General features: G+C 38.5%; 14 protein-coding genes. All 14 read left to right on the top strand.

All coding sequences use genetic code 11. The features are described from left to right. Positions 1 to 35 precede the first annotated feature (35 nt). The 14 genes from IPM62_04345 to IPM62_04280 all read left to right on the top strand — a co-directional run bounded on the left by IPM62_04345 (position 36) and on the right by IPM62_04280 (position 14,937). Positions 36 to 1,124, top strand: coding sequence for a glycosyltransferase (locus IPM62_04345; GenBank protein QQS38583.1), 1,089 nt, complete (start codon positions 36 to 38; stop codon positions 1,122 to 1,124). After that, entirely contained in the window at positions 1,114 to 2,229 is a 1,116-nt protein-coding gene (locus tag IPM62_04340; protein QQS38582.1) for a mannose-1-phosphate guanylyltransferase, read from the top strand. Before IPM62_04345 ends, IPM62_04340 begins: the two co-directional genes overlap by 11 nt. A gap of 57 nt (positions 2,230 to 2,286) precedes the next feature. Beyond that, positions 2,287 to 2,928 (top strand): sugar transferase, encoded by a 642-nt coding sequence (locus tag IPM62_04335; GenBank protein ID QQS38581.1) that lies wholly within the window; start codon positions 2,287 to 2,289, stop codon positions 2,926 to 2,928. Positions 2,929 to 3,035: 107 nt separating this feature from the next. Beyond that, a complete protein-coding gene (locus tag IPM62_04330) occupies positions 3,036 to 5,090 on the top strand; it encodes a DUF4012 domain-containing protein (GenBank protein ID QQS38580.1) in 2,055 nt (684 codons plus the stop codon). Positions 5,091 to 5,146: 56 nt separating this feature from the next. After that, entirely contained in the window at positions 5,147 to 6,040 is an 894-nt protein-coding gene (locus IPM62_04325) for an NTP transferase domain-containing protein (protein ID QQS38579.1), read from the top strand. A gap of 234 nt (positions 6,041 to 6,274) precedes the next feature. Next, positions 6,275 to 6,820, top strand: coding sequence for a DNA repair protein RecO (gene recO / locus IPM62_04320; GenBank protein QQS38578.1), 546 nt, complete (start codon positions 6,275 to 6,277; stop codon positions 6,818 to 6,820). 334 nt (positions 6,821 to 7,154) lie between these two features. Next, on the top strand, positions 7,155 to 8,516 hold the full coding sequence (locus IPM62_04315; GenBank protein QQS39587.1) for a glycine--tRNA ligase: 1,362 nt from the start codon (positions 7,155 to 7,157) through the stop codon (positions 8,514 to 8,516). Positions 8,517 to 8,737: 221 nt separating this feature from the next. After that, a complete protein-coding gene (locus IPM62_04310; protein ID QQS38577.1) occupies positions 8,738 to 9,100 on the top strand; it encodes a hypothetical protein in 363 nt (120 codons plus the stop codon). Positions 9,101 to 9,129: 29 nt separating this feature from the next. Beyond that, complete coding sequence (locus tag IPM62_04305; protein ID QQS38576.1) at positions 9,130 to 9,858, top strand: hypothetical protein; 729 nt, start codon at positions 9,130 to 9,132, stop codon at positions 9,856 to 9,858. Positions 9,859 to 10,019: 161 nt separating this feature from the next. Beyond that, complete coding sequence (locus IPM62_04300; GenBank protein QQS38575.1) at positions 10,020 to 10,451, top strand: division/cell wall cluster transcriptional repressor MraZ; 432 nt, start codon at positions 10,020 to 10,022, stop codon at positions 10,449 to 10,451. A 185-nt stretch (positions 10,452 to 10,636) separates the two neighbouring features. Continuing rightward, positions 10,637 to 11,572 (top strand): 16S rRNA (cytosine(1402)-N(4))-methyltransferase RsmH, encoded by a 936-nt coding sequence (rsmH, locus tag IPM62_04295; protein ID QQS38574.1) that lies wholly within the window; start codon positions 10,637 to 10,639, stop codon positions 11,570 to 11,572. Further along, positions 11,565 to 11,888 carry a hypothetical protein gene (locus tag IPM62_04290; GenBank protein QQS38573.1) on the top strand — a complete coding sequence of 108 codons (324 nt, stop codon included), beginning with the start codon at positions 11,565 to 11,567 and terminating at the stop codon, positions 11,886 to 11,888. The genes rsmH and IPM62_04290 overlap by 8 nt, the downstream gene beginning before the upstream one ends. Before the next feature lie 3 nt (positions 11,889 to 11,891). Continuing rightward, a complete protein-coding gene (locus tag IPM62_04285; protein QQS38572.1) occupies positions 11,892 to 13,604 on the top strand; it encodes a penicillin-binding protein 2 in 1,713 nt (570 codons plus the stop codon). Between the two features lie 31 nt (positions 13,605 to 13,635). After that, on the top strand, positions 13,636 to 14,937 hold the full coding sequence (locus IPM62_04280; GenBank protein QQS38571.1) for a UDP-N-acetylglucosamine 1-carboxyvinyltransferase: 1,302 nt from the start codon (positions 13,636 to 13,638) through the stop codon (positions 14,935 to 14,937).

The raw sequence follows: 14,937 nt of genomic DNA, 5'->3' as shown, positions 1-14,937 counted from the left end.
TTGCTATGTTAAATCGATGTCCGAATAAATAAACAATGAGAACAGCTATCGTCTACGATCGTGTAAATAAATGGGGAGGAGCAGAAAGAGTTCTTGTGGCTTTGCATAACATATTTCCCGATGCGCCTCTTTATACGTCGGTTTACAATCCCGTAAATGCGTCTTGGGCAAGGGCATTCCCCAATATTTACACAAGTTTTATACAAAAACTGCCAGGTGCCAAAAGTAGACACGAATTAATTCCTTTTCTGATGCCGATTGCTTTTGAAACATTCGATTTTTCGGATTATGACCTTGTTATATCTGTGACAAGTGAATTTGCGAAGGGAATTATTACCACGCCAAAAACAAAGCATGTATGTTATTTATTAACACCAACGCGATATTTATGGTCTGGATATGATGAATATTTTAGCAATTCGTTGTTTCGGGCATTAACAAAACCCCTTATCAATTATCTTAGATACTGGGATATGATTGCATCAAAGCGGCCGGATATGGTTATTTCAATTTCCAAGGAGGTACAAAAAAGGGTGAAGCGGTATTACGGTATCGATTCTAAAGTGATATACCCACCACTGTTTATAGATAGGTATAATATCACTAGATTTACAACAAAATTAAATGGCGTAAAATACAAAAATTACTTTCTTGTGGTATCGAGATTGGTTAAGTACAAGAAAGTAGATATTGCAATTAGGGTGTTTAATCAATTAAATTATCCCCTTGTTGTAATTGGAAAAGGCAAAGAAGAAAAGTATCTAAAAAGTATAGCAGGTAGTAATGTATATTTTTTGAAAAATTTGACAGACAGAAAGTTGGCCAATTATTATTATGGCGCGAGAGCATTAGTTATGCCGCAGTTGGAAGACTTTGGATTAGTGTCAATTGAGGCCCAAAGCTATGGAACACCAGTTATTGCTTATGCAAAAGGTGGTGCACTGGATACCGTTAACAAAGAAACTGGAATAATATTTAACGATCAGACGAAAGCAGGTTTGTCTGAAGCCATTTTACGATTTAATCAACAATTATTTGACCGGGAAGCTATAATAAAAAATACAAAAAGGTTTAGCTTTAGAGTGTTTCAACAAAAATTACTAAAAACTATTAATGAAAACTAATTATAAAGAACATTTATATGCTTTAATCATGGCAGGCGGCGGCGGAACGCGACTGTGGCCAATGTCTTTAGAGCGATGTCCCAAACAATTCTTAAAACTTTTCGGAAATACAAGTTTATTGGAGATTACCGCGGAACGCTTGGTAAGGTTTTTACCTTGGGAGAGGATAATAGTATCTACGTCAAGCGATGATTATGCAAAAGAAATAAAGAAACTACTCCCCAAACTTGATTCTAAAAATATCGTTGTTGAACCAATACGAAGAGATAGTGGGCCCGCACACGCGTTGAGTACAATGGTGATTTACAAAAGGGATCCAGATGCCGTTATAATAAACGCAGCTTCAGATCATTTAGTTCGTCCGACAAGTAGCTATAAACGTGTTATGTTAGCTGCAGCCGCTACTGCATATCAAGGAGACTATTTAGTGGCTGTGGGTGTTAAGCCCACTTATCCCCATACGGGAATGGGGCATTTACAAAAAGGGGATTTTGTAAAAAAAGTAAATAGCAGATCGGTATATAAACTGAAAAGATTCGTGGAAAAACCTCCACTGGAAATGGCGAAAAAGTATACTACGTCTGGTGATTACTTCTGGAATGCAAACCAATTTGTGTGGAGGGCGGATTCCTTTTTGAATGCCGTAAAGAAGCATGCACCTGAGATATGGACGCACCTTGAAATTATCTCACATCATATTGGTACGACAAACGAACATAAAATAATTGAAAGTGAATTTCCCAAAATGCCAAAGATTTCAGTTGAATATTCTGTGTGTGAAAAGGCAGACAACTTTTTAATGTTAATGTCGGATTATCAGTGGACGGATATTGGAGATTGGAATGAAGTATGGAAGAATCTGGGAAAAGATTATCAAGGCAATGTAATAATAGATGGCGACGAGCCTGGTGGAGAAATAATTAATATGGATACGTCAGACGCGCTTATTCATAAGAATGGTAGGTTAATTGCAGTAATCGATGTTGATAATCTTGTGATTATTGACACCAAAGACGCCTTACTTATTTGTTCAAAAAGTAAGGCACAGAATGTAAAAAAAATCGTCAATCGCTTGAAAGAAATGAAACGGAATGATTTGCTATAAAATAGCTTAAAAAATTCTCGGGAATTTAACTTATATGAATAATTCCCAGAAAAAAACATGAACTACGAAAACGGTAAACGCTTAATCGATATTGCGGGATCAGTCTTTCTGATAATATTATTTTCACCCGTAATTATAATAACTGCACTTTTAATTAAATTTACTTCAGAAGGTCCGATTCTTGCAGATGTTCCCGATCGTGTGGGTATGAATGGTAAGTTATTCAAGTTTTTTAAATTCAGATCGATGATTCCGAATGCCCATCAATTGTTGAGAACTGATCCCAGATTCAAAAAAGCGTTCGAAGAGCAGCAAAAAAAAGGTAATTATAAAATAGAAAATGACCCCAGAATTACAAATATCGGTAGGTTTATACGAAAATACTCTATCGATGAAGTACCTCAGTTTTTTAATGTAATAAAGGGCGACATGAGTATAGTTGGACCAAGACCCTATTATCCCGAAGAACTTAAAATTCAACAGAAAAAATTTCCGATGACCAAAAATCTGGTTAAGGAAATGTTATCGGTGAAACCCGGGATAACGGGATTCTGGCAGGTATCCGGAAGAAGTGATGTTGCGTTTGATAAAAGAATTGAAATGGATGCTTACTATGCACGTAAAAAATCTTTAATACTCGATATTTTAATTCTATTAAAGACCCCATGGGCAATGATTTCCGGGAAAGGCGCAGTTTAGATTTTTCTAAATTGATTGGTTACTCAAATAGTGAGTCAAATCTACTAATATCATTTTCCAAATTGCAATGTTGATCAATTGATAAATATACTTTAGGATTAAACGGTATGATTAAAATAAAAAATAAATTTTTTGGAAAGGGAGAAAACACCACTTCTGACACTGAAACAGTTTCGGATTCTGTTTTGATCCCAAAGTTGGGCGGGGAGAAAAACGTAAATTTTCAAGAACCGGAAAATGCAGTAGCTAAAAAAGTTTCTACTCGCAAAGTCCCCAAGTGGCTGAAAATTGTCATGTTGATTACGGTTATTATTTTTGTGATTAGTGTTATATTTTCGGCTGTCGCGGGTTTAATGATTTACCGTGTTTATCAAAGCGGTCTTGAGACAAAGGTGCAAGTTGAAAAACTCGTTTCAACTTTGTCTTCGCAGGATATTAATGTAATTGAAAGCGAATTAGCCAATACTAAAACACAAGTCGAAAAATTAAAGACCTCATATGGTGCGATTACGTGGATGGGAGCACTTCCTTATGCCGGCAATTACGTCAACGACGGACTGCACGGTTTAAACGCAGCAGGTGAAGGCTTAAATGCCGCGCAAATTGTGATCGAAACAGTCAAGCCGTATGCGGACATTATCGGTTTAACCAAAGGGTCAACTGACGCACTAAACGCTGAAGAAAGCGCCCAAGACAGGCTTGATTTTGTGGTAAATACAATACCGGATGTTGTGCCGCGAGCAAGTGAATTGTCGGCTAAGATGGAAATTATTCAAAACGAACTGTCATATATCGACCCAAATCGCTATCCGGAGGAGTTCAGGGGAATAGTTGTCAGAGCTAATATTAAAAAGGGTAAGGAATTAGTTAGCCTCGGTGAAAAAGTGATTACAAGCGGAAAACCATTACTTGAGGTTGCTCCAGCGATGCTTGGTACCAATGAACCTCGAACTTACTTGGTATTATTCCAAAATGACAAAGAGCTAAGACCGACGGGAGGATTTCTAACCGCATATTCGATTGCGACAGTCGAAAACGGCAAATTCAAACCGGTCTCGTCAAGTGATATTTATAATTTAGATTCTAATTACAAACCAAGCGTTCCGGCACCTGATCCGATTAGGAAATATCTCAAGGGTCCATACATACTTTCTTCGAACTTTCGCATAAGGGACATTAATTGGTCTCCCGATTTTCAGGAAAGTATGGAACTTTTTGTGAACGAAGCCAAAAAAGCAGGAATTGAGGATATTGACGGTGTAATTGCAGTCGATACCGAAGTTTTAGTTAAAATCTTAAACGTTATCGGGTTAATCGGTGTTCCCGGTTTTGGTAATTTTAGTTCCGAAATCGACGAAAGGTGTAATTGTCCGAACGTAGTTTACGAGTTGGAGAGTTTTGCAGACGTAGAAGGTGCGATTGTATGGGATCAAAATGACCCGACCAAAATAATATTTGCTCCCCCCAACTATGAAAACAGAAAGAAAATTATCGGTCCGCTTATGAACTCGGTACTTTCGAATTCCCTGGGACAATCAAAAGAGAAAATTCCTTCCCTTTTTGAAGCAGGTTTCGATTCTCTTTTAGAAAAACATGTTTTGTTTTATATGCTTGATGAAAATGAGCAACGTGCAGTCGATGCATTTGGGATTGCGGGTACGATAGATCGTGATTTCCAGGGTGACTATCTTCATATTAACGATGCTAATTTGGGTGGTAGAAAATCAAATTTATATGTAACACAGCATGTTGAGCAAGATATCGAAATTGCCAGAGACAAAACTGTAACAAAAACGGTAACAATAACATATGCAAATCCGGAAAAACATGACGGATGGTTAAATTCGGTATTGCCAAACTGGGTTAGAATTTATGTTCCCAAGGGAAGCACGGTGGTTGACGTATCGGGTTTGGACGATCAACAAGACCCGTATGAAGAGTTTGATAAAACGGTTGTTTCCGGCTTGTTTAGTTTAAGACCGGAAGGTGTGGCTAAAGTGGTTGTTACTTACACTTTACCTTTCAAGGCGGATGGAGAAAAATATCCATTTTTGATACAAAAGCAACCGGGGACCAATAGTCCACTTTATTCAATTACCATAAACAATAACATTGAAGAATTTTATCTAAAAACTGACAAAGAGCTTGCATTAGAGCTTTGATGTTGGATTATAGGTATTTATAAATTGACTTTAGGGTTTATAATTTTTAATTAGGTATGAAAAGAAAGGTTACAAAAGCAGTGATAACGGCAGCGGGTTACGGAACCCGCTTTTTGCCGGCAACAAAAAATGTCCCCAAAGAATTACTGCCGATAATAAATAAACCAACGATCGCTTACATAGTTGATCAATGTGTGGCCGCAGGTATAGAAGATATAATAATCGTGACGAGATTTGGCAATCACGCCGTCGAAGACTATTTCGACAGCGAACCGACTTTGGAAAATTACCTTAACAAAAAAGGCAAGACAAAATTGGAAGAGGAAATAAAATCCGTATACAAGTCGGCGAACTTTATTTTTATGAGACAAAAAGCCGATCTACCTTATGGCAACGCGGCGCCTTTGTACTCGGTCAAAAATTTAATAAAAGACGAGCCCTTTGTGTTTTCGTGGGGGGATGATATCACGATCGGCGAAGGAGCAGGTGTTGAAGAGTTGGTTAACTCATACAATAATAAACCTTGTGACGTGATTTTAAATTGTTTGAGAACAACCAAGGAAGAAATATCCAGAGTGGGTGCAGAAGTTAGGATCAAAGAAGGTACGAGTGATGTTGTCGAAGAAATCATTGAGAAACCTCCTCTCGAAGAGGTAACCAGTGACTTGTTGTCCGTGGCACCTTACTTATTAACTTCGAAAATATTTGATTATCTTGATCCTTCGGTTGATCAAAGAACCGGAGAGTTTTTGTTCCAAAAAGGTGTTGAGGGAATTCTTAAAGATAATGGTGATGTGAGAGTGAGTGTCACTTCAGGGAAGTGGCTTACCATGGGTGATCCTTTGAATTATCTAAAAGCTACGGTTGAAATGGCGTTAATCCGCGACGACTTACGTGATGACTTTCTTGCTTATTTAAAATCGCGGGTAAAAGAACTTAACGGCATTTAAACTGCTTTATTCTCCACGCCTATTTTCTCCTTTCGGTAATTCCGCGCGATTTATCGCATACATGCAGATTTGTTGTTACCGCCAAAGGCGTAAAAAAATTACTACGGACCATAGTATGTGATGTATCGTTCAATTTTTGCGCCAACTGTGTATCAATGGTGTATTGGGAGTAGTTATCAAATAAGTCGCATAACCATAGCTTTTATACCGTGGTTTTTTTGATAGAATACCACTATGTTACCGAGAAATTTTTCGTCTGAAGCAATTGTGTTATCGCGTAAAAATTACGGTGAAGCTGATCGTATTATTACTCTTTTTACCAAAGACTATGGAAAGATTACGTTAATTGCAAAAGGTGTCAGGCGTCCAAAAAGCAGAAAAAGAGGATCGTTGGAGGTGTTTGGAATCGTTAAATTCTCAGCCGTAAGAGGAAAAAACTGGCACATTATGACCGAAGCTGTCATTGTTGACGACCTGAAAAAAGTGCGAATTGACATACGGCGTGTAACGGTAGCATATTTTATTGTCGAAACGATTCACAAATTGACCAAGGATGAAGAAGCACACAAAGATGCTTATAAAATCACCAGATATTATTTAAACAAGCTAAAAATTTCAACCAGTTTAAAAAAACTCCGTCACGCTTTTATCAGAGAAATTATTATTTCCTTTGGATATTGGCCAAGGTCTAAAACGCTTAATAATTACGATACAATTTTGGAAGAAATCACTGAGCGTGAAATGACAACGTCACGTGTTGGCAGAAAATTGTTGACATAATTATTAGTTAATTTATAATACTAACTAGGCAAGGGCATGCCGGCTGTGTTTTTTGTACAACTTGAATTTACGTAAAATATCTTTCGGAAATATTTTACATAAGTGTCGTTAAAATAAATTTTAACGAAAATAGGGTGGAACCGCGGTTTAGCATTTTTAGCTGACTCGTCCCTAACGATAGTGTAATATTATTGTTAGATAAGACGAGTTTTTTTGTTTTACCAACTAAAAAAACCATTTTTCGTTACGATTTAAATATTTAGTTTAGAAAAAAGAAATATCGGGAAGTAAGAATAATTATCAAAATATGAAAAACGATAAAGAAGAAAATATCATGCAAGAAATTGCATCCTTGTGCAAAAGAAGGGGATTTGTGTTTCAATCATCGGAAATATATGGGGGTTGGGAGGCTTCCTATGATTTTGGTCCGCTGGGAGCGGAAATGCTTAGGAATTTAAGAAACCTGTGGTGGGAAGAATTTGTGCAACGCAAAGATAATGTGGTCGGACTGGATGGTGCAATCATTTCTCATCCGCGAGTATGGGAGGCAAGCGGTCACGTTGAGAGCTTTTCCGATGTTATGGTAGAGGATATCAAAACACACAAACGATATCGTGCAGATCATTTATCGGACAAAGTCGAAGACGGAATGAAACCTGAAGAAGTTGCAGAAATAATCAAAAAATACGACATAAAAAGTCCTGATGGTAATCCTCTGTCAGAGCCGAAATATTTCAATCAATTGGTTGAGGTAGAAATTGGAACGACACAAAACACCAAGACGAAAGCATACTTGCGAGGTGAGACTTGTCAGCCGATATTTTATAATTACGCTCTGGTTAAGGATGCTATGCGCCTAAAGTTACCTTTTGCTATTGCGCAAATCGGCAAAGCTTTTCGGAACGAGATTAAAGTTGGTCCTTACTTTTTTAGAACAAGAGAGTTTGAACAAATGGAATTGGAAATGTACGTTAATCCCAAAGACGCTACAGCAGTTTTTGAAGATTTCAAGAAATGGAGCCTTGATTTCCTTACAAGTATTGGTTTGAAAAAAGATGACTTAAGGCTTCGTGATCAGGAATTCAAGGAGCGCGCGCATTACAATAAAGTCGCAACAGATGTGGAATACCGTTTTAAACTTTCTAATGAAGATAAAAGTGCGACCGGTGGTGAATGGAAAGAATTTCAGGGTATTCACTATCGTTCTGATTGGGATCTAATGCGCCACGGTAAATATTCCGGCAGTGATTTTACATATTACGATGAGGAGACGAAAGAGAAATTTATTCCCCATGTTGTTGAATATTCAATTGGATTAAATCGCCTGATGCTTGTTTTACTAAATGATGCTTATACGAAAGAAGAGAAGAGAGTAGTCCTTAAACTTCATCCTAAAGTTGCACCATATAAAGCAAGTATTTTTCCACTTTTGGCCAACAAACCCGAACTGGTCAAAAAGGCTCGAGAAATTTATGATACTTTAAGAAAGAGCTTTAATGTCTCCTGGGACGATAGAGGAAATATCGGAAAGAGGTATTTATCTCAAGATGAAATCGGAACACCCTGGTGCATAACAGTCGATTTTGATACGCTTAAAGACGCGTCGGTTACTATTCGCGACCGAGATACGACCAAACAAGAGCGAATCTCGATAGAAAAGTTAACGGACTGGTTACACGATAAATTGGCAAGTTAACATCACTTGTTCGATACGGAAAGACTTCTTGGCGATCGGCGAATTCGTAAATATACCCGACATTAACTACTTTTCGTTTAACTTTAACCATGGATCAGGGAATGTGTGTTTAATGCATGTAACTACGCGTGATTAAGCATGAATTACGAATATTAAAACAAAGATGGGACCTGATAGTTTGTTGGGCCGCAAAGAAGAGGTGGATATTTTACAACAACACAATGACCGAAAGACGAAAATTAGCTGATGTTCACATAGTTTTGAATGCGCCTCGTGAGATGTACACACCGGAAAGTGCGCCAGATGTGGAATGTTGGATATATAGTGGCACAACCGGCAATTATATATTAGTAGAGCAATATGTGGACACAATTAGAATAATAGAAGCAGCGAAAGTTTCTGACTTGGGAAGGTATTTGGGGATAAACCATACAGGGTTAATGGTTGAGATAAGTATGCCCAAAACTCCGGTTCGCAGAACACTCAACAATCGTGAATGGGATTTAAAACCGGTTGACATGAAATCCTCGCGTACCTTCTGGAATCATTATGTCAAGACAATGAATGGTGAACCATTGACATAAGGTGTTTGAATATTGCAATATGATAGGGAATGAAAAAGCTTATTCCGTTTGTTATCCTATTAGTCGGATTGGTGTTTATCGTAGCAATATATTTTCTGGTAATTCGGAAACCTGCCGAAACTGAAACCGTAAACGATGAAGACACTTCTGCTTTAATTGAGGTTGCCCTCGAGGATAGACCCGTTGCCGTACTCATGCCGCGTTCGGATGGTCATTGGCTAGACATGGAAATTTCCAAGCTAGGAAAATTTAATGCGGCAAGTATGGATTATGAATTATTGTATAAAACAGGAGAAGGGATAACCCAGGGTGTTCCGGGAAACATCAAGCTAAACGGCCAGGATAGTATCGAGCGAGAGCTATTGTTGGGTAGTGAATCGTCAGGAAAATTTAGATATGACGAGGGTGTGGAGAGCGGCACATTTAGTCTTAAATTTAGAAATGATAAGGGTAAACTAGTCGCAAAATTCTCAACAGATTTTCGTTTTTATTCAGATACTCGCGATCTCACAAATGCAAACAACACCTTTGTTTTTTCACCTGATGATGATTCAAAGGACTATTCGCTGGTTATGGACACCTTCGGTTTACCAGATGGATATTCGGGAAATGTTTCTATGGGTCCTTTCGGTGTATTTTCATCCGGTGAGATTACGGGGACTACAAATTTATCGGGGACAGTTCAGGTGTGGTTTGATGATGCCTGGCAAACGGTAAGCGATACTTCGACCTCCGGTATTTTCATAACTTCAAACTAGTGTTATAAGCACAATAATTCCTTATCGTTACGATATATAGTGTTATGTGTGTTGATGCAACCATATTGACACCAGTGTGAAAATATATAAGAATGGATGAAAGTGGTGAAAAGTGGTGAATAACCAATCAAAGCATCACTTACTGCCTTACAAATAGATCTATGATTATAGGGCAGTTTAGTAGCAAATTAACAGATAAAGACAGATTATCCGTACCCAAGAAGTTTAGGGAAGAAATGGGAGATATTTTAATATGTGCGAGGTGGTATGAAACTTGCTTGGTATTGGTGTCGATAGACGGCTGGAACTCGCTTATCTCACGTTTAATTGGACACGTTAACTTAGTAACGCAGCCGGTAAGAAGTATTGATCGATTTATTCTGGGGTCAGCGTACGAGGTGAGGCTTGATAACCAGGGACGGTTTATCGTACCAGAAATACTTTTGCAGTATGCACTGATCAAATCGGATGTAGTTTTTGTCGGATTGGGTGACAGGGTTGAGATATGGGCTTTGGAAAAATGGATGGAAGTGGAAGAATCGATTGAAAAGTTAGCAGCGGAAGCAATAGAGAAAATTGCAAAAGGAAGTTAACGTATGTTTATACGAAATATCATTAGCAATCACAACACATGATGATAATTTACATAGCAGATAAACAAATTGTTAAGGAGGTGATGTGTCGATGATCAAATTCACCAAAGGCCATATGAAAAAAAAATTAGAGGAAACAATGGCGTTTTTACAAAGCGTAGACGAGGAAAGAGTTAAGGATGCACATGAACAAAACACAAACCGAAATGCAAAAAATTCATGAGCCGGTAATGGTTGGGGAAGTAATTAAAATTTTGGAGGAAAATGCACTTTTAAATAACCAGTCGAAAACGATATTAGTTGATGCAACTTTGGGATTGGGGGGACACGCAAGAGAGTTGGTTAGAAGAAACGTATTTGTTGTCGGTTTTGACAAAGACAAAGAATTTATTGAAGTTGCCGAAAAGGAACTTGAAAAAGCATGCCCTACTCAGAAAAGTACTTCTGAGTGCTTCAAGTTAATTAACGACGACTTCATACATCTTAAAAAACGGCTGGACGAAATAGGAATTAAGAAAGTTGATGCAGTGTTATTTGATTTAGGAATAAATACACTACAGCTTATGTCAGAATCACGGGGGTTTTCTTTTCGAAACGGTGATGCGTTGCTTGACATGCGTTTTGATCGAGACAGGCAAAACGTGACAGCTGCGGATGTGATTAACGGATTGAGAAAAGATCAACTCATGCACATGTTGCTGGTGACGATGGAATTTCGCGAAGCAAATAAAATTGCATCAAAAATATGTACTTTCCGTAATAGAAAAAGTTTTAAAACCGTTGGTGATGTACTCGAACTCGTGCCCTCAAAAGCATATTCGCAGATTCATCCGGCTACGAAATTATTTCTTGCATTACGGATTGCGGTGAACAGCGAGATCGAGAATTTGATTCAGGCATTGGAGGCGGCATTTGACGTTCTTAACATAGGTGGAACATTAATAGTTATAAGTTTTCATTCCGGGGAAGATGCGGTTGTTAAAAAATTCTTTTTTGATCTGAAAAAGGCAAACAAAGCAAGTGGAAATAAAAAGCCTATATTACCGTCGACCGAGGAAGTTAGGCAAAATAATAAAGCTAGAAGTGCAAAATTAAGATATGTTATTAAAACTAATGAATAAAAATATTTCATATAAAACAACTTATAAAAAATCAAGCAAATTGTACTTAATGTGGATTTTTGTTGGTATGGCAATAATTGGTACAGTTTATTTTACGATTCAGGTCTCGACGTCGGGTGCAAAACTTGCGGAGTTGGAGAAACAAAAAATTGCCTTACTGAATGAAAATCAAAAACTCTCAAGTGACCTTGTCAGAAAAACTTCTCTAACGGCAATTGAAGGCAATTCAAAAAGCTTGGGATTTAATAAACCTGAGAAAACTGTTTACATTTTAGACAAAGAACCGGTCGCCGGTATTGACTTAAGTAACTTCTAATATATGGTAAACCGCTTTCGCGTATTACTTGTACTTTTTATCATCGGTTTTATAGCCCTTGTTGTACGTTTATTTTACTGGCAAATAATTGAGGGCAAGGAATTGTCGGTTAAAGCGCGGGGTCAATATGAAATTGGTCAGGTCGTTCAAGCGCCAAGGGGTAGTATTTTGGCAAGCGACTCTACCGGTTTGGCTACACGTCAGGAGGCGTGGCTTGTCTATGCATCACTCCCCAATATTAAAGAGGATCCGCAAAGGATTGCCGATAAACTGGCTCCATTTTTTGTTGAAGATATTTCCGACAGACAAATTCTACTTGATGAAGTAGTCCGGCTTACGGCATTACTTTCCCGCAATGATGTCGTTTGGGTACAGTTAAAACAAAAAATTGAAAAACCCACGAAAGAGGCGATTGAAGCACTCGAAATTGAGGGAATTGGTTTTGACCCTCAAGAGATCAGATTGTATCCGGAGAGTTCGTCTTCAGCGCATTTACTTGGTTTTGTGGGTAAAAACGATCATGGAGAAGATATTGGCTACTTCGGTCTGGAAGGATTTTACGATTTAATATTGTCAGGAAAACCGGGTTACAAAGCAAGAGAGTCGGATGCACGCGGAATACCGATTTTAATTGGTAACTCGAAAGAAATATTTGCCGTACAAGGAGTTGATCTAATTACCAATATCGACAAAGCTGTCCAGATTACTCTTGAGCGTGAGTTGAAAAGAGGTTTGGAAATTTACGGTGCCAGCGAAGGTTCGGGCATTATTATGAATCCGAAAACGGGAGCGGTTATCGCCATGGCATCTTTCCCTTCGTATGACCCGAGTACGTATAGTGTTTGGTCAAATGAACTATTTAAAAATCCAACGATTTCGAACGCTTTTGAACCGGGGTCTATTTTTAAAGTACTAGTAATGGCTGCGGGTTTAGATTCGGGTGTAGTTAAACCCGATACTAAATGTGAAATTTGCGATAAACCGATAAAAATTGATAAATATTATATCAACACATGGAACAATGAATATAACAAAGATTCAAGTATGACGGATGTAATAGTTCATTCCGACAATGTGGGGATGGTGTATGTAGCCCAAAAAATGGGGAAGGACAAAATGTATGATTATTTGTCGAAGTTTGGAATGGGTAAACTAACAGGAATTGATCTTCAGGGTGAAGTGACGCCTGCAATTCGTGAAAAAAACCGTTGGAGTGAAATTGACTTGGCAACATCAAGTTTTGGACAAGGAATTGCAACAACTCCGATACAGATAGTAAATGCCGTAAGCGCCATTGCCAATGATGGTATTTTATTAAAACCAACAGTCGTAAAAAGCTTACAGGGAGAAGGATGGCAAGAAGATATTAAAGTTGAGGAAGTTGGACGTGTAATTTCCAAAAAAGCAGCAGATGAGATTACGGCGATGATGGTAGAAGCGGCAAGAATAGGTGAATCGAAGTGGACATATGTTTCCGGGTTTAAAGTCGCCGGAAAAACGGGTACTGCACAAATTCCGATAGAGGGGCATTATGATGCAGAAAAAACAATTGCCAGTTTTGTCGGTTTTGCTCCTTATGACGATCCAAAATTTGTCATGCTTATTACCCTAAAAGAACCTCAATCAAGTCAGTGGGCATCCGAAACAGCGGCGCCATTGTGGTATATGGTCGCGAAGGATTTGTTCCTATACTACGGAATTCAGCCCACGAACTAGACACGAGATGTTACAATAATACTATCGACACATGGATATCAAAGTACAAGGTGGTCAAGTTTTATCAGGTGAAATATTTCCCTCCGGAAGTAAAAATTCAGCCGTTCACATTCTTCCTTCAACTCTTCTTTTTCGTGCCAAAGTGGTTTTAGAGAATATACCCGATATTAGTGATGTTTATAAATTGATAAGCATTTTAGAAAAACTTGGCAGTAAAATTTCATGGAACAAAGATAAAAAAGAGATGTCAATTGATAATACACACGTCACGTTTAGTAAATTGACAAGCGAAGATGTCGGAAATATGAAAGGCTCAGCTTTGGTGTGGGGCGGTTTATTGGGGAGATTTAAAAAAGTCGATATGCGCGATTTACCGGGTGGTTGTACACTTGGAATTCGCCCGATTGAACCATTTCTGAAAGCCTTCCGTGACTTGGGTATTCTCGTCACTGAAAGTAGTAAAGGAATCGTGATGGATGCGAAAAATGCAGGTTCACGTAACATCTGGATGACTGAGCAGGCAGTGTCGGTTACAAGTACTTTGGTTATGATAGCTGTTACCCTAAAGGGCACAACCAGAATTACAGGTGCAGCTTGTGAACCGCAAATTCAGGATTTATGCAATTTTCTCAATAAAGCCGGTGCCAAAATTATCGGGGTTGGATCAAACATTCTCGAAATACACGGCGGAAAAACATTAACAAGTGTCAGATACCGCATTTTAAGTGACCACAATGAAGTTACTACTTTCTTGGCTCTAGGTGCCGCGACGGGTGGACGGATAAAAGTGCACGACGTCGACCCAAGTCTATATTCACAAATTGCTTATGAGTTTTCCAAATTTAATATTAATATTGTTTTTAAAGATAATGCCGCCATTGTAGAAGCCAAACAGCACATTAAATTTACAGGTTCTTTCAAAAAGAAAACCAATATCGTGCGAGCGCAACCTTGGCCCGGGTTTCCCGTTGATTTATTGCCCATGATGATACCGCTTGCGCTTATCGCCCCGGATGGATATATGATTTTTCATAATTGGATGTACGAGGCGGGTTTGTTTTGGACGAGCGAATTAATTAAATTGGGAGCAGAAGTAATTATGTGTGATCCACATCGGGTGGTAGTAGTCGGAGGAAAGAAGTTAGTTGGTGGTACATTGGAAGCTCCCTACATTATTCGCGCCGTGGTTGCTCTTGTTATTGCGGGTATGGTTGCCGATGGTGAAACGTTAATTCTCGATGCGGATGCTCTATATCGCGGCCATCCTTACTTTGCCGAAAATTTGAAAAAGCTTGGTGCTAAAATCGAAGTCCTGACCGAAACAAAGCGATAA

It is taken from the genome of Candidatus Woesebacteria bacterium, assembly GCA_016700095.1.
Taxonomy (GTDB): domain Bacteria; phylum Patescibacteriota; class Microgenomatia; order UBA8517; family UBA8517.
This window is presented reverse-complemented; position numbering and strand designations above follow the sequence as displayed.